General features: G+C 45.0%; 10 protein-coding genes. 7 read left to right on the forward strand and 3 right to left on the reverse strand.

Features of this window, described 5'->3' with window-relative positions:
• Positions 1–132 precede the first annotated feature (132 nt).
• From D0X99_RS17755 to D0X99_RS17780, 6 genes are all read left to right on the forward strand, one after another.
• Entirely contained in the window at positions 133–2,514 is a 2,382-nt protein-coding gene (locus D0X99_RS17755) for an ABC transporter permease (protein ID WP_119479204.1), read from the forward strand.
• Positions 2,515–2,593: 79 nt separating this feature from the next.
• A complete protein-coding gene (locus D0X99_RS17760) occupies positions 2,594–4,993 on the forward strand; it encodes an ABC transporter permease (RefSeq protein ID WP_119479205.1) in 2,400 nt (799 codons plus the stop codon).
• Positions 4,994–5,231: 238 nt separating this feature from the next.
• Positions 5,232–7,652, forward strand: a complete 2,421-nt coding sequence (locus D0X99_RS17765; RefSeq protein WP_119479206.1) for an ABC transporter permease — start codon at positions 5,232–5,234, stop codon at positions 7,650–7,652.
• A 228-nt stretch (positions 7,653–7,880) separates the two neighbouring features.
• Positions 7,881–8,573 (forward strand): head GIN domain-containing protein, encoded by a 693-nt coding sequence (locus tag D0X99_RS17770; RefSeq protein ID WP_119479207.1) that lies wholly within the window; start codon positions 7,881–7,883, stop codon positions 8,571–8,573.
• A 120-nt stretch (positions 8,574–8,693) separates the two neighbouring features.
• Positions 8,694–11,117, forward strand: coding sequence for an ABC transporter permease (locus D0X99_RS17775; RefSeq protein WP_119479208.1), 2,424 nt, complete (start codon positions 8,694–8,696; stop codon positions 11,115–11,117).
• Between the two features lie 23 nt (positions 11,118–11,140).
• Complete coding sequence (locus D0X99_RS17780) at positions 11,141–13,567, forward strand: ABC transporter permease (RefSeq protein WP_119479209.1); 2,427 nt, start codon at positions 11,141–11,143, stop codon at positions 13,565–13,567.
• 119 nt (positions 13,568–13,686) lie between these two features.
• Here D0X99_RS17780 and D0X99_RS17785 read toward each other — a convergent pair whose 3' ends face one another.
• Both D0X99_RS17785 and D0X99_RS17790 read right to left on the reverse strand, forming a co-directional pair.
• Positions 13,687–16,332 carry a beta propeller repeat protein gene (locus D0X99_RS17785; protein ID WP_119479210.1) on the reverse strand — a complete coding sequence of 882 codons (2,646 nt, stop codon included), beginning with the start codon at positions 16,330–16,332 and terminating at the stop codon, positions 13,687–13,689.
• A 150-nt stretch (positions 16,333–16,482) separates the two neighbouring features.
• On the reverse strand, positions 16,483–17,469 hold the full coding sequence (locus D0X99_RS17790) for a bestrophin family protein (RefSeq protein ID WP_119479211.1): 987 nt from the start codon (positions 17,467–17,469) through the stop codon (positions 16,483–16,485).
• A gap of 202 nt (positions 17,470–17,671) precedes the next feature.
• Here D0X99_RS17790 and D0X99_RS17795 point away from each other — a divergent pair, with 202 nt between their 5' ends.
• Positions 17,672–18,271: a hypothetical protein gene (locus tag D0X99_RS17795; protein WP_119479212.1), complete on the forward strand. Its 600-nt coding sequence runs from the start codon at positions 17,672–17,674 to the stop codon at positions 18,269–18,271.
• Between the two features lie 261 nt (positions 18,272–18,532).
• On the opposite strand, the gene D0X99_RS17800 is transcribed toward D0X99_RS17795, so the two are convergent.
• The gene (locus tag D0X99_RS17800; RefSeq protein ID WP_119479213.1) at positions 18,533–19,690 is read right to left on the reverse strand and encodes an FG-GAP-like repeat-containing protein; all 1,158 of its coding nucleotides are present in this window, start codon (positions 19,688–19,690) and stop codon (positions 18,533–18,535) included.
• Positions 19,691–19,872: the final 182 nt, after the last annotated feature.

Here is a 19,872-nt window from a genome sequence, read left to right on the forward strand (position 1 = left end):
TTTTGATTTTGATGAAAAAAGTGGGCTGAATGTGTCTTTAGGGGCTATTTGTGCTGGCACAGAAGATGGAATTTAATTTTTATCCTGAGGTAAGGAATCAAACCCCCCAGGTCAATTCATAAATAAAGAAATATGCTAACCAACTATCTCAAAATTGCGCTCCGAGGTTTCACCAAACACAAGCTCACTTTTTTAATCAATACCATCGGACTATCGCTTGGATTGTGGGCTGCCATATTAATAGGACTTTGGATCAAAAGTGAATTTGAAGTCGGAAAAGGATTGCCCGAGATTGAGCAGGTGTACCAGGTCATGGAGCATCAAACTTACGGTGCCGAGATATTCACCACTAGTTCTACTCCCGGGATTCTCGCAGAAGCGATGAAAGAAAACTTGGCGGAAGTGGAAAAGGCAGCTACTTATTCATGGGATGAGGTGCATCTTTTTGTCACTGGAGATAAGCGGGTCAAACTTACCGGGTTTTATGCAGGTGAAGATTATCTCCAGATCTTGCAGTATCCATTTGCCCATGGTAACAAGGAAAAGGCTCTTACCGACAAATCCCATATCGTTTTGACCGAGGAGGCGGCGATCAAGCTATTTGGAAAAACAGACGTTATCGGGGAATCAGTCGAAATGGTTTCCAATGAAGGAAGGGAACTCTATGTGGTGCAGGGCGTTTTGGCAGATCTGAAAAACAATGTTCCAAATCGGTTTGAGTACATTTTGCCTTATCAGGTTATGTTCGATAAGCCATACAACGAATGGCTTAAATATTGGGGAAATAATGGTCCAAGTACCATTGTCAAACTTCAAGCGGGTACGGATGCAGATAAATTTTCGGCTTCGATCAAAGACTTTATTCTGAAGCAAAAAGAGGCAGATAATGAGGGTAGTAATGTGGAGTTATTTGTTTTTCCCCGAACCGAATTGTACCTCAATGGTTCCTGGAAAGATGGCAAGATTCAGGAAGGTAGAATCAAAACTGTAAAGCTGTTTGCAATGATCGGATTTTTCATCCTGATCATAGCCTGCATCAATTTCATGAATTTGTCCACTGCTAAATCTCAGAAGCGGGCAAAAGAGGTCGGAGTGCGGAAAGTATCCGGTGCGGACAAGGCCTCTTTAGTTTATCAGTTCCTCAGTGAATCACTTTTGGTTACGCTTTTTTCGGGCCTCCTGGCTTTGATTTTGGTACAGGTGACGCTTCCGGTTTTCAATAATCTAACTGGAAAAATGCTTGAGATTCCTTATTCCGAATTGACTTTCTGGGTTCAACTGATCGGAATTTTGGCATTTACCGGTTTGGTGGCAGGAAGCTATCCGGCATTTTACCTTTCGGCTACCAAGGTGGTCTCGGTTTTCAAAAACCATGTAAAAGGCAGTAAAAATGTTGTTTTGGCCAGAAAAGGCTTGGTTCTATTCCAGTTTATTCTTGCCACAGGCCTGATTTTATCCACGGTGGTGATCTTCCGTCAGATCAATTATGCACTCAATCAGGACTTGGGCTATGAGAAGGACCAATTGGTCGCAGTGGGACTGGATGGGGATCTCTTTCAAAAGTATGATATCTTAAAAGCCCGGCTTGAATCTAACCCTAACATTGAATCGGTCACCCGAACTACCCACACTTTAACCGGAAGAAGCAGCAATACCGGGGATGTAAATTGGGAAGGGAAAGATCCCGAATTCAATGCGCTTTTTGAGCGGTTCATGGTGGATTATGATTTTGTGGAGACCATGGGCATGAAACTAATCGAGGGAGCTGATTTTTCCAGGGAAAAGGGAGCAGATTCGACGCTGTCAGTGATAGTCAATCGTCGTGCTTTTGAAATTATCACCCAAAACAATCCCGAATTGAGAACAATTTCCATAGGAAATGAAACCCGTCAAATCTCCGGAGTGGTGGAGGATTTTCACTTCCAAAGCTTTCACCAATCCGTGGAACCTGCCTTCATGCTGTTGAATCCAACCTATGGTTTCAATTCTTTTATCCGTGTGAAGCCTGGAGAAATGGAATCCACCCTGAGCTTTATCCAATCTGTAGTCGAAGAACTCAATCCTGAGTTTCCTTTTTCCTATCATTTTATGGATGAGACCTATGCCCGAATGTATAAGGATGATGTACGTCTGAGAGATTTAGCGCAGTACTTCAGCATTCTGACGATTTTGATTTCATGTCTGGGACTTTTGGGTCTTTCTGCCCATGTCGCCGAGCAAAAGACCAAGGAAATCGGCATACGAAAGGTTTTGGGGGCATCAACACTTTCAATCCTTCAAGTGATCAATAAGGAGTTTATAACCGTGGTGACCGTTTCTATTTTGATCGGTTCGGGCTTGGGCTATTGGTATATACAAAACTGGCTGGAAGGATTTGCTTATCGGATTGAATTTGAATGGTGGTTTATCCCCTTGGCTGCTGTTTTGATTTTGGGAATTGCCCTGATCACCGTTACACTTCAATCCATCAAAGCCGTGAGAAGTAACCCTGTCCAAGCCATTAAATCTGAATGAATCAGGTAAAGACTGCCAATAAAAAGCCATTCTTGCCTCTGAGTAGTTAACTGATTTTTAATCATTTATTCCTTTTCTCATGATTGCTACCTATATCAAAATCTCCTGGAGAAGCTTAGTGAAGCGCCGACTGTTTACTTTGGTCAATTTGCTTGGATTGACTCTAGGGCTTAGTGCTTTTTTGGTCCTTTTTGCCTATGTGGCCTCGGAGTGGACCTACAATGATTTTCATGTCCGGAAGGATCAGATCTATCGTTTGGGAGTAATCGGGAACAGCGGAGAAGCCAATATCTACTTGCCTCCGGGTTATGCAGCAACTTTGGAAGACAAATTTTCCGAAGTCGAAAAAGCCCATCGCTGGGCAGAGTATCTGGCCAATGGTCTGGTGGTGATTCCGGAATCGGGTGAGGCATTTAAGGAACAGGAAATCCAATTTGTAGAGGAGGATTTCTTCGAAACCTTTTCTTTTCCAATTCAATTTGGAAAGGCAAACCTGAATGCTCCTGGTACGGCTGTGATTACGGAAGAAATCTCCCGAAAATACTTTGGGACTCCAGATGCGGTGGGTCGCAGTTTCTCCCTGAGCAATCAGTTTGGGAAAATGGATTACACGGTCATCGGAGTCATGGATAATATCCCGGACCGATCCGATTTGAAAGGAAATATTTTCCTCTCGGTATCTACGTTGGAAAATCCCGCCAACCGAAACGGAAATGACTGGGCTGACCCCAATGGCCTGGAATCCAGTTTTGTGAATATTTTTCTGCAAATAAAGCCCGGGGCCGATATCAGCGGACTGGAGAAGCAGATCAATGCCTTGATCAAAAATACCCCCGGTTATTGGGAGGTAGAAGTGTTTCTTCAGCCTTTGACAGCCATTCATTTAGCGGGATCTCTTTCGGATCCTTATCCAACTTTCGGAAGCAGGGCATCTGTGTTGGTCTTTCTGGCCATGGCTTTCCTTATCTTGGGAATTGCTTACGTCAATTACCTCAATTTGTCCTCGGCAAGTATCCTTACCCGAATCAAGGAGATAAAGATGCGGAAAGTCCTGGGAGCTCAAAATTGGCAATTGGCGCAGCAATTCATGATCGAGACCTTGATTTTGCTTGGATTAGCTTTGAGTTTTTCCTTTTTGATTTTGTATCTGGTCAAGCCTTGGCTTACCGATATTTTGGGAAAATCCCTTTGGTTTGGCGTCTTTAGTACTCCCGGGTTTTGGCTGATTTTGGTTGCGGTTTTCCTCGGCTGCATGTTGATCTCCGGATTTTACGTGGTGGCGCTGGCTGGTAAACATGCCCATGGGAATGTCACCGCGGCTGGAAAAAGCCAACTGCTGAGAAAATCCCTTGTTGTCTTCCAGTTTGTGATTTCGATCAGTATCATTTGTTGTACTCTTGTCATCCGCAATCAGTTAAACTTCATGCAAGACAGGGATTTGGGGATAAACATTCAGCAAAAGCTAGTCATCGAAGGTCCAGAGGATTTGGGTGAAGACGGAAAATCCAAAATCCTCGCCTTCAAACAAGCCTTAGCGTCCCAAAGCTTCGTGCAAGCCATCGGAGCATCCAATGCCATCCCAGGTAAAGGGTTCAACTTCAAAGCCAGCGGGATTTTTCCCATGGTGGAGCGGCCTGAAGACAAGGATAAAACCTATTCCATTTTGATCATGGACGAGAAGTTCATCGATACCTATGAGATCGAGCGCTTGGCTGGAAGGAATTTTACCCGGGAGGAAGTCGAGGCCGGCTGGACGGGTTCTAAGAAATTGATGCTGAATGAGTCAGCTGCAAAATCTTTTGGATTTGATGGGCCGGATGATGCAGTCGGAAAATACATCAATTGGGGGGATCCGTATGAGGTAGTGGCAGTGGTCAAAGATTACCACCACATGTCGCTACGGGAAGAAATTCCCCCGATGATCCTTCTGCCGGCAGAGTCTAGCGGATATTTTTCACTCACTGTGGATGCTGATCAGATCCAGTCCAAAGTTGAAGCACTGGAAGAGATATATAAAGATATTTTTCCGGGAAACCCCTTCAATTTCTTTTTTATGGATGAGAGTTTTGCGGAGCAATATCAGTTGGAAGTGCAGCTTTCCCGAGTATTCACCGCATTTGGGATTTTGGCCATTGTCATTTCCTGTCTGGGTCTGTTTGCACTTGCCGCCTATTCCGTCCAACAGCGGACCAAGGAAATCGGAATCCGGAAAGTACTCGGAGCGAGCAGCGAAAGTTTGATCCGATTGGTCAGTAAGGATTTTATGATTCTGGTCGGATTGGCAATTCTTTTTGCTTTTCCGATAGCGTGGTATGCGATGAGAACCTGGCAGATGGATTTTCCTTACAAGGCCGGATTGTCTGTAACCACTTTTGTTTTAGCAGGAGGATTGAGTTTTCTGGTGGCTTTGTTGACAGTGGGAATCCAAGCCATTAGGGCCGCTTGGGCTAATCCCGTCGATTCCATTCGAAATGAATAAATGAGGAGGGGCTCGGTTCTCCGGGAAAATTGAATGATTTTTTTTGTCCGCTGTCGGCCAAATTGGACAGTTGGCGTTCATCTTTAAACTGTCGAAATGCCCTCTGGAGACTCCGGAGGGCATTTTTATTTTTTGATACGGTCTTTGCAACCTATGCAGTACAAGTTGCATCTCTTAAAGTGAAAGCTAAACCAACATTTTTTCCAATAAACTAAACCAACCTAAAATTCCTCCTGCCATGTGGAAAAACTATCTGAAAATCGCCTACCGAAATCTGATCAAAAACAAAATTTATTCGGGAATCAATATCCTCGGACTGAGCTTGGGGATGGCTGCCAGCATCCTGATCATTATTTACATTGCTGACGAACTGAGCTATGACAAATTCCATCCCGGAGGAGAACGGATTTACCGCGTGGCTATGCAGGGAAAGATGAACGGTAACGAGTTTAAGATGGCCTATACTCCTGCAACTATGGCAAATGCACTAAAGGAGGAAGTTCCTGAGGTGGAGGAGGTGATTCGGTTTGGACTTTTTAGTACGATGCCGGTTCGCTATGAAGAGAAGACTTTTACAGAGCCGATCATGCTGGTTGCCGATCCCAATTTCTTTGACTTTTTTGGTTTCAAGCTGCTCAAAGGAAATCCTGCGACGGCCTTATCCGGAACAGATAAGGTGATTCTCACCGAGACTGCTGCAAAAAAATACTTTGGGGAAGAAGAGCCGATTGGGAAAATTCTTCTTCGTGGTTCGGATAAAGTTGCCACCGAGGTAAGTGGAGTGGTGGTGGATCCCCCTCACAATTCCCACATCGATTATGACATGATCCTCTCGGCAGACAGCTGGGATTACATGAAGGACCTCCAATGGTCCAGTAACAATCTCTACACCTACTTCAAAACTCATCCCAACGCCGATGTTCAGAAGGTAAAAGCCGCTTTGGATCAGTTCATCGAGAAGTATTTCGGGCCGGACATTGAGAAGTTCATGGGGGTCAGCTTGGCGCAATTCCGGGAGCAAGGCAATCAATTCGGCTATACAATCACCGCTCTCCATGACATTCATTTGCACTCGGACTTGGATGGAGAGATCAAGCCCGCCGGCAATATTCAATACCTGTACATTTTTGGAGCGATTGCCTTGTTTATCATCGTAATTGCCTGTATCAATTTCATGAATCTGTCCACTGCCCGCTCAGCCAACCGGGCCAAGGAAGTAGGAGTGAGAAAATCTGTCGGTGCGGAAAAAAGCAGATTGATTGCCCAGTTTTTATCCGAATCGATGATCTACAGTTTCATCTCAGGACTGGTTGCGGTGGTTTTCATCTTACTTGCCCTGAGTCCATTTAATTCTCTTTCAGGAAAAGACCTTGGTTTCGGCATTTTTGCAAACCCACTGGTAATCATCGGTATGCTGGTGTTTTTCGTTGTGATTGGGATCATGGCAGGATCTTACCCGGCATTTTACCTGACATCCTTTTCGCCTGTTGCTGTTTTAAAAGGAAAAATCAGAACCGGAGTGAAGCGGTCCGCTTTTAGAAACGGACTGGTGGTGTTTCAGTTTTTTGTATCCATTTCCCTCATCATCAGCAGTATGGTGGTGTATAAGCAGCTGAACTATATGCAGGAGAAAAACCTGGGTTTTGAAAAGGAGAACGTCATCAATCTCCTCCATACTCAATCCTTGGGACAGAACTCAGAAGCATTTAAGCAGGAATTGCTAAGCAACACCGGCTTTATTGCAAGCAGTTATGCAAACGACCTGCCTCCGAATATAGACTGGACCTCAGTTTTTAAAACGGTTGACACCCAGCAGGACTTCCTATGCAATCTCAACTTTGTAGATGAGGATCATGTCCAGGCAATGGGTTACAAAATCGTCATGGGTAGATTTTTCTCCAAAGACTACCCAAGCGACACGGGTAGCATAGTCATCAATGAAAGTGCTTTCAGACAAATGGGCTGGACCAAACTGGACGGCAATCAGCGCTTAGCCGGGTATTGGACCGGTAATACAGAACTTGTAGAGCGGGAGGTTATCGGAGTGGTGCAGGACTTTAATTTTGAAAGTCTCAGAGCTACGGTAAGACCACTGATCATGGCTCTTGGCCCGGAACCCAACGGTGAAATGGCAATTCGAGTCAGTCCGGGAAATATTCAGGATAAGATTGACTTTTTGGAGAAAACCTGGAAAAAGCATGCGGATGGAGCTGCTTTCGAATATTCATTTGTAGATGCCAATTTTGACGCCTTGTTTCAGTCTGAGCAAAAAATGGGAAATATCATTCTCGTTTTCACCGTTTTGGCTATCAGCATCGCCTGTCTGGGATTGTTCGGTTTGGCAGCTTACACCACAGAACAGCGATCTAAAGAAATCAGCATCCGAAAAGCCTTAGGTGCATCCATGGCCAATTTGGTGACTATTCTGAGTAAGGATTTTACGCTTTTGGTTGTGTTGGCCTTTGTGATTTCCGGACCCCTGACCTACTATTTTATGACCCGATACTGGCTTCAAAATTTCGCCTATCGGGTGGACATTGATGCCTTCCTGGTCCTGTTGGCAGGGGTAATCGCAATCGTGATTGCATGGCTTACGGTCAGTTACCAAAGCTTCAAAACTGCCGCCAACAATCCGGTGGATTACCTGAAGAATGAATAAAGTAAAGTAGGCGGTAGGCAGTGGGATTAATGCCTACTGTTTACTGTCCATTATAAGACTGCCTGCTGAAAACTGATTTCGTTCGCTCACGGTCAAAATCAAAAGTTCTCGGACATAATCAAATTGAAAAAAGCCATCAAAAATCCAAAAATGGACTTTTTCAATTGGCACAATCTCTGGCAACACTATTAACAGAAACTAAATCAACTACATAAACAACCAAGTACCATGAAAACCTCAAGAATCTTCTCCCTGATTGTTGCCCTATTCCTCTTGGGTTCGGCAGCACAGGCGCAAAAGTCAGAAACCCGAACCCCGGGATCATTTAACAAAATTGAGAACGGCGGAAGCTGGGACGTTGTCATCACCAAAGGATCCAAAGATGAAGTTCGACTGGAGACCACCAGTTTTGACTTAAGCAAGGTCATCACCAAAGTGGAAGACCGAACACTTAAAATCAAACTGGAAAAAGGCAATTACAGTAATGTAAATCTGAAGGTTTATGTCACTGTCCGTGAACTTGAATCGGTAGGGGCTTCCGGATCCGGTGACGTGGTTTTAGACTCAGACTTTGGGGCGGATTCCTTTTCCCTGGGATTGTCCGGATCAGGAAGCATCACCACAAAAAATATCAACGCCAGCAAGTTGAATGTCGGAATGAGCGGTTCCGGTAAAATCAGTATTGCCGGAGGCCAAGCCGACGAAGCCAGCATCGGGCAGTCAGGTTCGGGTGATCTTGATGCACTTAATTTCACAGCGGAATCTGTGAAAATCGGAAAATCAGGTTCCGGAGACACTTCAATAGGCGTGACCGAATCCTTCACAGTAGGCTCTTCCGGCTCCGGTAACATCTATTACAGGGGAAATCCTGAGAAGCAAAGCATCGGAATTTCCGGTTCCTCCAAGCTGATTAAGCAATAAATTTTAACCCAGCCCTAAGAATGGAAAGTGCCGGTGAAGTTCTTCTTTGTCGGCATTTTTTGGTTCGCCAAAAAGTAAGAATTATCAATCCACCCGAATTAACCCAAAATCTCACCTGCTATGTTAAAAAACTATCTGAAGATTGCCTATAGAAATTTAGCCAAGAACAAGGTTTACACAGCGATCAATATTTTGGGTTTGACATTGGGGCTTACTTGCTGTCTTCTGATTTTCTTGCAGGTTAAGGATGAATTGAGTTACGATAAATTTTGGCCGGAACATGAGAAAATCCATAGAGTGGCATTGGAACGGATCTATCCAGACCATGTCAATTTTTATGCGATCATTCCCGACGGTTTTGCAGAAGTCTTTAAAAACGAAATTCCCGAGGTGGCATCAGCTACCCGGTTGTTTGTTTTTGGGGATTTCGTCAGCACAGTCCAAGTGGAGGAGGATACTTATGAGGAAAAATTAGTTGCCTTAGCCGATTCCAATTTTTTTGAAGTTTTTCCGGTTCCTTTTTTGGCTGGGGATCCCCAGACTGCCCTTTATAAAACCAATTCGGTGGTAATGACCGAGGCGATCGCCCTAAAGTACTTTGGTGAGAGTCAGGCGCTAGGCAAACTTTTCAAATTAAACGGACAGGATGTGGAGGTGACGGGAGTTGTGAAGGATTTTCCTGCCAACACGCATTTTAGCTTCGGGATTTTGGGGACTACAGCCGGTTTGCCTTTCAATCAGGAGCCAACCTACTCCTCTTTTTCAGCCATGACCTATGTCAAGCTCCATAATTCAGGCAGTAAGGAAAAGGTGGAAGAGCTGATCCCTCCTTTAGTCAAAAAGTACGCAGCAGGTCAGATCGAGCAAAGTACAGGAGTGAATTATGACGATTACACTGCAGCAGGAAATGGCTACCGTTACTTTCTCCAACCCTTGGGAGATATCTATTTGACTTCAAGACTTCAGGGTGAAATGAAGTCAAATAGCGATATCCGATATGTTTACCTGTTTATTTCCATTGCATTTTTTATTCTTCTGATCGCATCGGTCAATTTTATCAACCTGGCCACTGCCCGATCTACGGACCGAGCTAAGGAAGTAGGGGTGAGGAAAGCAATGGGGTCTGACCGTAAGCAGCTGATAACCCAATTTCTTTTGGAGGCTGTTTTGGTGGTGGTGGTCAGTCTGGCATTATCCTGTGTTTTGGTGGCAGTTACCCTGCCTTTTTTCAATGATATGGCCCAAAAGGAGCTTAGCATAACTTGGGAAAAAGGGATAGAGCTGTTGCCTTGGCTGTTGGGCATTGGGATTTTCGTGTCCCTAGTGGCCGGTTATTATCCAGCTTTTCAGGTGTCAAAAATGCATGCCGTAGAGATTATGAAAGGGAAGCTGAATTCATCACGCAAAGGACAATTTCTCCGAAATGGCTTGGTGGTATTTCAATTTACTATTTCGATCGCACTGATTGCCGGCACATTGATTATTCAGCGACAGATTGATTTTATCCAAACCAAGAATCTTGGTTTCCAAAGAGAAAATGTTGTGGTGGTCAATCGCTTTGGTCAACTGGAAAATCCCGAGACCTTTCGAAAGGAGGTGATGAAAGTCCCCGGAGTTCTAAGCGCTGGCGGGACAAGTACCATGCCCGGCAATTCCTTTTTCGGTGTTCAGTTTACTCCTGAGGGGAAATCTGAGGTGTTAACCGGAAAGGGATTTATGGCAGATGATTTTTTTATCAAAACCATGGATATCCAAATTTCTGAAGGAAGAATCTTTGGGGAAGAATTTAACGACAGCACAGCAGTGATTCTCAACAAAGCTGCAGTTCATGCTTTTGGACTGGAGAATCCCATCGGCAAAAAGATCTACAGCGGGGCTAATGTCAATGGTGAACAGGTCAACATCCCCTACACTGTAATAGGTGTCGCAGAGGATTTCCATTTTGAATCACTTCACTTGCCGATCACTCCACTCGCAATTTTCAGTTCTGAATCAGCAGGGGGATTTCGGGCATTTTTGGCCTTGACCGTATCCGGTGAAAATCCTCAGGCTACCCTTGAAGGGGTCAAAAACCTTTGGGAAGAATTTGGTCAAGGTCAGCCATTTTCCTATTCCTTTTTGGAAAACAACCTTCAAACCCTTTATCAGGGAGAGCAAGTGTCCGGAAAAATTTTGGCCTCTTTTTCGATTTTGGCTATAGGAATCGCCTGCATCGGGCTTTTTGGTCTTGCGGCATTTACGGCGTATCAGAAGACCAAAGAGATCGGGGTACGAAAAGTTTTGGGTGCTTCCACCGCTAGTTTGGTCTGGATGCTGACCACCAATTTCAGCAAACTAGTATTGGTGGCATTTGTAATTGGAGCGCCCATTGCGTATTGGGCTATGGATCAGTGGTTGGAGACTTTTGCCTATCAGACCCGACTGCATCCTTTGATTTTCCTCGTGGCTGGACTTGTCACTCTTGCAATTGCCTTACTTACGGTCAGTTATCAAGCCTTTTCTGCGGCTCGAACCAACCCTGTAAAAAGTCTCAAATCCGAATAATCCAACCTCATTTCCTGAATCCCATGATCAAAAACTATTTTAAAATCGTCTTCAGAAATGCCAAAAAGCACCCTATGTATGTGCTGATCAACTTGATTGGGTTGGCGATAGGGATGGCAGTGAGTATAGTGATTTTGCTCTATGTGCAATTTGAACTGAGTTATGATCAATACCATCCTGATGCAGATCGGATTTACAGGGTTTCCCGGGCTTGGTATAATCAGGATGGAGAGGAAAGCCTTCATTTGGGCCATTTGGCACCACCGTTTGGGCCTTTGTTGAAATCGGATTTTCCGGAGGAAGTGGCAGTTTCCGCACGCCTTTTCAACTTTAATACCCTGATCAAATCCGAAGGAAATGCAATGGAAGAGGAGCGGTTTTTCTTCGCTGACCCGGAGGCTTTTGATCTTTTCTCCTGGAAAATCATTGAAGGTGAGGCCCAAAAGGCTTTAACGGAAGCAGATGGTATTATCCTCACAGCCAGTACGGCAAAGAGGTATTTCGGAAATCAATCCGCTGTAGGCAAAGAGCTCAGGGCAGAGCTTGCCGGTCAGGAATTTACCTTTCAGGTTCGCGGAGTCATGGAAGACATGCCGGACAATTCTCACTTTCATGTGGATTTTCTAGCCTCCATGATTCCTGTTGTTCAGTTTTTTGGAGGTCAGGAAGCGTTTATGTCCAATTACGGCTCCAATAATTTTTCTACTTTCGTCAAACTGGCTGAAGGAGTGGACGGTAAAGCCTTCGAAGCCAAAATTCCCGCAATGATTGATCGCCATATGAGTGAAAATCAAGCCGGAGTTCCTGCCTCCAAAGGTACAGCGCTGAAGTTGTGGCCTATCACTGACGTACATCTTCATTCCAATCTGGCTTCCGAGATTGAGCCAAACGGCAGCATTGAGTACGTTTACATTTACCTCGCCGTGGCTTTGTTTATCCTCTTGATCGCCTGCATCAACTTTATGAATTTGTCCACTGCCCGATCTTCCCTGAGATCGATGGAAGTAGGGCTCCGTAAAGTAATGGGGGCTGATAAAGCCCTGCTGGTGAAGCAGTTTATGGGGGAATCTTTCGTCATGACGTTCCTGGCCATGGTTCTGGCGATTATGCTGGTATACCTGTTTTTACCCACATTTTCAGACTTTACAGACAAGCCACTTAGCCTCAATTTTATCAGCCATCCCCAATACCTGTTGGGAGTGTTTGGTTTGATGGCATTTGTAGGCTTGATATCCGGGAGTTATCCCGCCTTGTTTTTGTCAGGATTTATGCCTGCCAAAGTTCTCAAAGGAACCTTCAAGGCAGGGAAAGGCCATGAGAATTTCCGTTCTATCCTGGTTACCGGGCAATTTGCCATTTCAGTAGTCTTGATTGTGGCAGTTATGGTGGTGGTGAGGCAGTTGGATTTTATGCAAAACAAAGATTTGGGATTCCAAAAGGAGGATGTAGTTGTGCTTCCAAACAGTCAGCAGATCAATGAAAATTACCTCATCATCAAAGATCGACTTGAAAACCATCCCGGTATCAAAGAGGTAAGTATTTCCAGCAGAGTTCCTTCGGGCCGTTTACTGGATTCACAGGGAACTTCTGCCGAAGTCAACGGGGAACTTACCCAACTCAATGTCCGGATTGCTGATATTCATGTCGGACATAACTTTCTCAGTACATATGGCATACCGCTCAAGGCTGGTAGGGACTTTGACTTTCTAAGAGCAAGTGATTCTACCGAGGCTTTCATTTTGAACGAAACAGCCATCCGGGCAATCGGATGGCAAAATCCTGAAGAAGCACTGGGTAAGCAGTTTTTGTATGGGGATCGACGCGGATTTGTTACTGGGGTAATGCAGGATTTTAACTTTGAAAGCCTCCATCAACCGATTGTTCCGATCGTGTTTATGATTTCGCAAAACCGGAACAATCTGGTAAGTATCAAAATCGATGCGGCTCAACGGGAGGAAGTTTTAGCCTTTCTGAAAGAGGAGTGGGCTCAACTCCGACCTGACTATCCCTTTGAACCGCTTTTTGTGGACGAGGGATTCAATCAACAATATGAAGCTGAGGCTCGGGTGAAAACGATCTTTACTTTCTTCTCAGCTTTGGCAATTCTGATTTCCATTTTGGGACTTTTGGGCCTGGTGACATTTGCAACAGAGCAGCGCACCCGCGAAATCGGGATCCGCAAAGTGATGGGTGCGGAAACCGGAAATATCCTGGTTCTTTTGGGAAAGGATTTTCTCAAACTCGTCGGTATAGGATTTCTGATCGCAATTCCAGTTTCCTGGTTTGGGATGAGCACTTGGTTGGAGGATTTTGCCTATCGTATTGGCATCAACTGGACGGTATTTCTTTGGGCAGGTTTGATTGCGGGGATCATTGCTGCGATTACCGTCACGTCGCAAACCCTCAAAGCGGCTTGGGCTAATCCGGTGAAGAGCATTAAGAATGAGTAGGGAGGCCTGCAGGTTCGGAATTTAGGAGGAATGGTAGGGAAGTTGGGACAAGCTGGCGGTAGCCCCAATTTCCTCCAATCATTCCCTTCCAAGCATGGAAAATGAGTCCGTCAAAGGCTTCAATCCTTAGCCTCAAATCCTCTTTCAATGGTCGTTTCCCCGACAAATTGAAGGGTATATTTTCCTTTTGACAGAAACTCCTTTTGATTTAGGAAGTAGGGCAGTGGGCTGGTGTTTTCCTTCAGGATCAAATCCCAGCGATATTGGTTCAATCCCATGCGCCCCATTATTTCCTTAGACCATATCATTTCATTCTTTTCGTTGACAATACGAAGGACAATCGTTCTTGCCTTCGGTAGCCAAAATGAAATCGTCATCTTCTCCAAGTCAATGTTGTGCAGCTTATCGAACCGATTGGCCGGCAAAACTGTGACATTGCTGAGCTCAAAAAGCATTTCCTGATCAAGGGAATTTTTGGAGACAATCTCATACAGCGGCTTTAGATTGACCTTGTAAATTCCCCGACCGTGTGTGGATACAATCAGGTCGCTGGTGCGAGGTTCCACCTCGATATCCGATACTGCAGCAGGAGGAAAACCCTGCCCCAATTGTGACCAACTTTTTCCCCGGTCAGTGGAGATATAGACCGCGCGGTATAGCCCTGCGTAAAGAATATTCTCAAATACCGGATCTTCCTTGATCACATAAGCGACCTCCCCCGGTAAATTGGAAGTCAGGCTCTCCCAGGTCTTGCCTTGGTCCTCGGACTTGAATAGGTAGGTATTGAAATCGTCGTAGTTGATGCCGGACATCGCCAAATACACTCTCTCTGGATTGTACTTGGAAGGTGTAATGCTGCGCACATAGGCATCGGGAAGACCCATGGATCGGTCAATCCAGGTAGTTCCATCATCAGAAGTCGTCCAAAGGAGACCCTTATCGGTGCCGGCATAGATCAGTCCCTTTTTCAAAGGAGATTCTGCCAAAGCCCCGATAGCAAGGGAAGTTTTGGAAGGGTTGCCGTTTTTGGAAAGATCAGGGCTTATTGCTTTCCAAATCTCTCCACGATTTTCACTCTTTAAAATATAATTCCCACCCAGGTAGAGCTCCTGGTGGTTGAATTCGGAAAGGAAATACGGAGAGATAAAGTGATAATTCAATTCAAGGCCTAGCTTCCCTGCATCAGGACGCAGGGGTGTGGAGTTACCACTTTTCAGGTCCATTCTTCGGATGGCCCCCTCTTGTGCACTGTAATAAATAGTGGTTGAATCGACGGGATCAATTACAGTGATGCAACCGTCACCCCCACTCCAGGGATCGATCCATAAATATTTCCAGCCGTCATACCGTTTGGGATTCCATTCGGTGGAATGTCCAACTATGGTAGCATTGTCCTGAGTGCCGCCATAAATCTTGTATGGAGTTCCCTTGTCAAGGGTGATGTCATAAAATTCCCCCGTTGGAATGTTGTTGAAGTGCATCCAGGATTGTCCCTTGTCATAACTCACATACAAGCCTCCATCGTTTGCCAAGGTAAGGTGATTGCTGTTGGTTGGATTGATCCATAATTCGCATTGATCCAGGTGTAGGGGATCTGCAGGATTTGGAAACAAATGGTACACATCTCCTGCCACCAAATCGAAGGACTTGCCCCCATCCCGACTGTGTGCAAGTCGTACTCCCAATGCATAAATCTCATCATCATTGTGCGCATCTACGACAATGTCTGCAAAGTACCAGCCGATCACGGAGTTGATCATGAGCTCCTCGGTGTGGGTTCTTTTCCAGGATTTGGCACCATCCAAGGTCAAATAAACCTCCGCCGCTCCAATTTCATCGGAATCAGAGGTGGACTTATTTCGATGGTCCATCAATGCATAGACCTTGTCGGGGTTTTGATAGGAAACAGCCAAACCAATTCGACCACGGCCATCACCTTCAGGAATACCCGAATCCTGTCTTTTCCAGGTTTTTCCTGCATCCACGCTTTTGAAGATCCCGCTGCTTTTCCCGTTTACAGTCGGGTAACTCTCCCACACAGAAGCATAAATCGTATTGGGGTCAGTCGGTGCAATGACGATGTCATTGGCCCCGGTTCGCTCATTGACATAGAGCACATGCTCCCAATCCTTGCCGCCATTGAGTGATCGGTAAACCCCACGGTGGGGATTGGTGGTCCACAAATGACCCAGTACGGAGACATAAACGATGTCAGGATTGGTAGGATGAACCACCACTTTTCCGATGTGCCAGGAATCATCCAGGCCAAGGTGCCGCCAAGTCTCTCCGCCGTCGTCTGACCGGTACATCCCTGTCCCCGGCATGGTAAAGTTTCTGGGCTTCTTCAAAGTTTCACCGGTACCCAGATAGATAATGTTGGTATTGGAAGGAGCCAAAGCAATGTCCCCGATGCCATAAGATGCTTCGTTATCAAAAATCGGTTTCCAGGACAATCCGTTGTTGGTTGTTTTCCACAAACTCCCCGAACCAAAACCTAAATAAATGGTGCCGGGATGCTGCAAATCCACCTGGAAAGACTCGACCAAGGCGCTATTACTTACTGGTCCAAGCGGAATCCAGTTCAACCCAAAAATTGATTCCTCCTTAAGCTTCAAATGCTCCTGAAAGGACTTGACCAAGGGCGATTGGGGTTGTTGACCAAATCCTTCCAAGCTCAGGAAATTACCACTGAGCAAAATGAGAAGTTTGATCCAGTTGTAAGGAGACCTTTTAGGATTGGAGGCAATAGGGGGGTTGATTGACATACCTTTTGGATTTAGGTTTTAAAAAATAAAAATATACCGACTAAAATCCGTACTTGCTAAAGTTGGAAATTGAACCAAACCACCGGGAGAATCAATCTTTCCTTCACTTCCAAGCCTCCCATCTTCCTTACTTCCTCGCTTCCCAACTTTCTACATCAAAAATCCATTTTCAATCGGGTAGGGCTTAGGAATGTCTTTTTCTCCCAGCATTTCAAGCAAATCAATCTCAATGGTCCTGGAAATGGAAGAAATAGGGACGTCATTGTATCCGGCCTCAAAAGGGTTTTCAGAATAGTCCCCAATTCGGTCAACCAGGAAAAAAATCCAGATAATAATTGCCGAAAACGGTACGGTAAGCCAATAGTGCAGCTTGGTGGATTCGATAAAGATGTCCAAAAGTCCAAAGGGAATCAATGCACAGAAAATGTAATTGATGAATACGCCTGTGGATGCGTATTGGCGAGGAAAGGGGAAGTTTTTGATCCGCTCACTCATGCCCTGATCATCAATTAGTCTGGAAATCAGCTGCTGAAGCCAAACGTGCTTGTATTCTGTGATTCCTCCTTCCGCCTCGAGTTTTTTCAGCTCCAAACTTTGGGTTTTCAGGATTTGAGAGGGGATGTTGCTGTAGGATTTCAGTCGACTCAGTTCTTCAGGGCTTAGGTATTTTGCCAGTTCAGCGTCCATTCCCTGAATGCCTTCCTCCCTAAAATAGGGAGTGAAAACCATGTTTTTAATGTCTCCGTTGTGTTCCCAGGGTTTCCCTTTCCGCATGGTGTGCTTGAGCGCCATGAGCCAAGCCAAATGCCGGAAAACGAACTTTCGCTTCCATTCAAACGGAACTTCAGCAGAAGGAAGGCTTAAAACCCCAATAGTGATGGATCGGCTGTCATTGACGATTGCACCCCAGATTTTCCGGGCTTCCCAAGCTCGGTCGTATGAACTGTTGTTTTTGAAACCCAAATAAAAAGCTACCGCAATACCAATGACTGAAATAGGCTGCCATGGGAGGGAAAATGGTATTCGTGTAAGTTCGTAAATGACGATGACGGCAAGCGAATAAAGTACTCCGTTGATCAGGTGTTTTTTGGACCATCGGATGGTACTGTAGATGTGGTAGTGCCTGTTTACGAACATAAAAATGCTTTTTTTAACAAACTAGGAATTAATTCTCACTTTCTCCAACTCAAAATGAATCACTTTCCTTCGTTCGTAATCGGACAATTTCGTTCGATGATTTTATAAAGAAAAAATATATATGCCCTTTTGGGCCAAATTATAACCGTTTCAGGTGGCATAGAAATAGAATCAATGACGGAAACAAAAACCAAACTCTTTTATGACACTTTCCACAGTAATTATTTTCCTCCAATTAGCCTTCTTCAATGAGGTTTTCCAGCCAAAGCTGAAAATTCCTGCCGGTCAGGAAATCCAAGTCCCCCTTAGTGGTGAAAACTCAATGGAAGTTAAGATTTTCAATTCTTCTCAATATGGCCTGGATGTAAGAGTAATCGACAGATCCAACGGTGCATTTGTTCGTGGTTTTGGTATGGTAAAAGAATCCACCGAGACAGTTCTGGTCGAACCGAGTTTCCTTCTTATACTGTCCAACTCGTCTACCGAAGACCTTGAAGTCTCCTATTCCTACAAGGAAACCAACATTGAAAAAAGTGAAAAGGCCAATTTGGACGAAGTTAAACTTACTTTTCACAACGGGTCGCTTTCCAGTATTCCCCTGATTATTCCGGGGGTGATGAATCCCAACCTTTCTCCTATGTCGGATAGCGGAGTTACTTTGAAAATGGGACAAAAAGTATTTTTCAAAGAAAAGAATAAGCAATACCTGCTGTTTGAAGTGAGCCCGACCTTAAAAAACGGCGATGTTTTGGAAATCCAGGATTTGATTAAAGAGAGGAAAAAAGAGCTGGGACTGCGCTGAACTTGTTGAGTCCAGAACTGGATTAACTATCCTGGGAAAATGAGCAAAACCGGAAATACTCCTTAATCAAGGATGATCTCCTAAAGCTTTTAGTCCTATTTGAATGATTTGAAATACGTTCAAGAGTTAAAGCCTTGGTAATGAAGTTGAATTCTTTATCGAGGCTTTATTTATTTGGGATGAATTGACTCCATAAGGATGTCACTCTTTAACAGCAAAATGGCAGGTTGTGCTGACTAAGTGTAAAAGATTGGGAGTTGCCTACCGACTCCTATTCCAATAAATCTTCAGGTTTTTGGTGGATCGTCCTGAGGCAATCAATTCCGGCTTGCCATCACCATCCAAATCTGCCGCCTGTAAATCCTCGCAAGCCATGCCGTTTTTATCAATCCAATATTCCTCAAATTCGGAAAAGGAGCCATTTTTCGGCACAAAAAGCTTAACTCCAAATTCCCCGGATTCATTGGGCAACCGCCAACCCACGGCGATTTGGTCCGAGCCCAAACCCAGAAAATCTCCTGTAACCAATGCATGTCCCTCTTTCATACTGGAATGAAGAACCGTTCTAGCAGGTGCTTTGGAGTTCAGGATTTGATCAAAATCCTCATAAGTGGCCAGTGTGGTGCCATGCATGGATTCGATGGTGGCAAGGAATTTTTCTTTTCCTGAATTTCCAAGACGGAGTTCTCCAACACTGGGATTGGAGGGGAGAGGGAGTTTTTCGCGTTCCCATTTTCCATTTCGGTAATTCAGGGAAACTATTCCTTCTTTACCTCCCAATAGAACCGAGTTCCCCTTCTTTTCAGAAACTACTTCCAGGTTATGGGTGAGGTGCATGCTTTCATCGATGACCTCGTACTCCCAGATTCCTGCTGGATCAGCAGGAAATTCATACGCCATTACCTTTACTCCGGCACCTTCGCCATTGGCATTTCCTCTTCCGTGCAGAGGAACTACAATCAGGTGGGCTTGGTCTCCGTTCATTACCCAGCGCATTCGATGGGTAGTGGGTTCGTGATGAAGTTGTTTAGAAGTCCATTTTTGGGTTGGGTCAGTAGGTCGGTTGAGGTAAAAAACCGCACCGGATTTTTGTATATCAGAGGTTTCCCCGGGATTCCATTGTGCGCCGACTGCGACTTCCACTTTTCCATCTCCGTCCAAATCCCTGGCTGCGATGCAGACGTTGTCCGAGGTGGTGAGATTTTCCGCCATCACAAACTTTTTCCAGTCCCCGTTTCTGTACCAGACAAACTGATTTTTATCCGCAAGCAGGATGTCCGATTTGCCGTCACCGTCCACATCTCCGATGGCGACTCCATAGCCGATGGCAACACCGGGATCGATTAGTTGCGCTTCAAAAACAGGTTCCTTCGAAGAGGGTAGGGTCAAAGCCAGAAACAAAGTCAGGAAGTACAGCATGGTGCTTTCAGATTGGTTTTAACTAAATATAGCCGATTTCGGGTAAAAATGGAGTACGATAAAATCAGGGATTTCTTCCCTCAAACTTGATTTTTGATCGATTAAAGTCAATGGATAGTCAGCATTGTTGCGAAAAGGAAATCATTCTCCCAGTTTTTTAAATCGGAGGGTGAACTTGATTT

The sequence above is a fragment of the Algoriphagus lacus genome (assembly GCF_003583985.1).
GTDB classification, from domain to species: Bacteria; Bacteroidota; Bacteroidia; order Cytophagales; family Cyclobacteriaceae; genus Algoriphagus; species Algoriphagus lacus.

Excerpts from the sequence above, each read along its gene's own strand:
- D0X99_RS17755 (WP_119479204.1), top strand. The coding sequence starts at position 133 with ATGCTAACCAACTATCTCAAAATTGCGCTCCGAGGTTTCACCAAACAC.
- D0X99_RS17760 (WP_119479205.1), top strand. The coding sequence starts at position 2,594 with ATGATTGCTACCTATATCAAAATCTCCTGGAGAAGCTTAGTGAAGCGC.
- D0X99_RS17765 (WP_119479206.1), top strand. The coding sequence starts at position 5,232 with ATGTGGAAAAACTATCTGAAAATCGCCTACCGAAATCTGATCAAAAAC.
- D0X99_RS17770 (WP_119479207.1), top strand. The coding sequence starts at position 7,881 with ATGAAAACCTCAAGAATCTTCTCCCTGATTGTTGCCCTATTCCTCTTG.
- D0X99_RS17775 (WP_119479208.1), top strand. The coding sequence starts at position 8,694 with ATGTTAAAAAACTATCTGAAGATTGCCTATAGAAATTTAGCCAAGAAC.
- D0X99_RS17780 (WP_119479209.1), top strand. The coding sequence starts at position 11,141 with ATGATCAAAAACTATTTTAAAATCGTCTTCAGAAATGCCAAAAAGCAC.
- D0X99_RS17785 (WP_119479210.1), bottom strand. The coding sequence starts at position 16,332 with ATGTCAATCAACCCCCCTATTGCCTCCAATCCTAAAAGGTCTCCTTAC.
- D0X99_RS17790 (WP_119479211.1), bottom strand. The coding sequence starts at position 17,469 with ATGTTCGTAAACAGGCACTACCACATCTACAGTACCATCCGATGGTCC.
- D0X99_RS17795 (WP_119479212.1), top strand. The coding sequence starts at position 17,672 with ATGACACTTTCCACAGTAATTATTTTCCTCCAATTAGCCTTCTTCAAT.
- D0X99_RS17800 (WP_119479213.1), bottom strand. The coding sequence starts at position 19,690 with ATGCTGTACTTCCTGACTTTGTTTCTGGCTTTGACCCTACCCTCTTCG.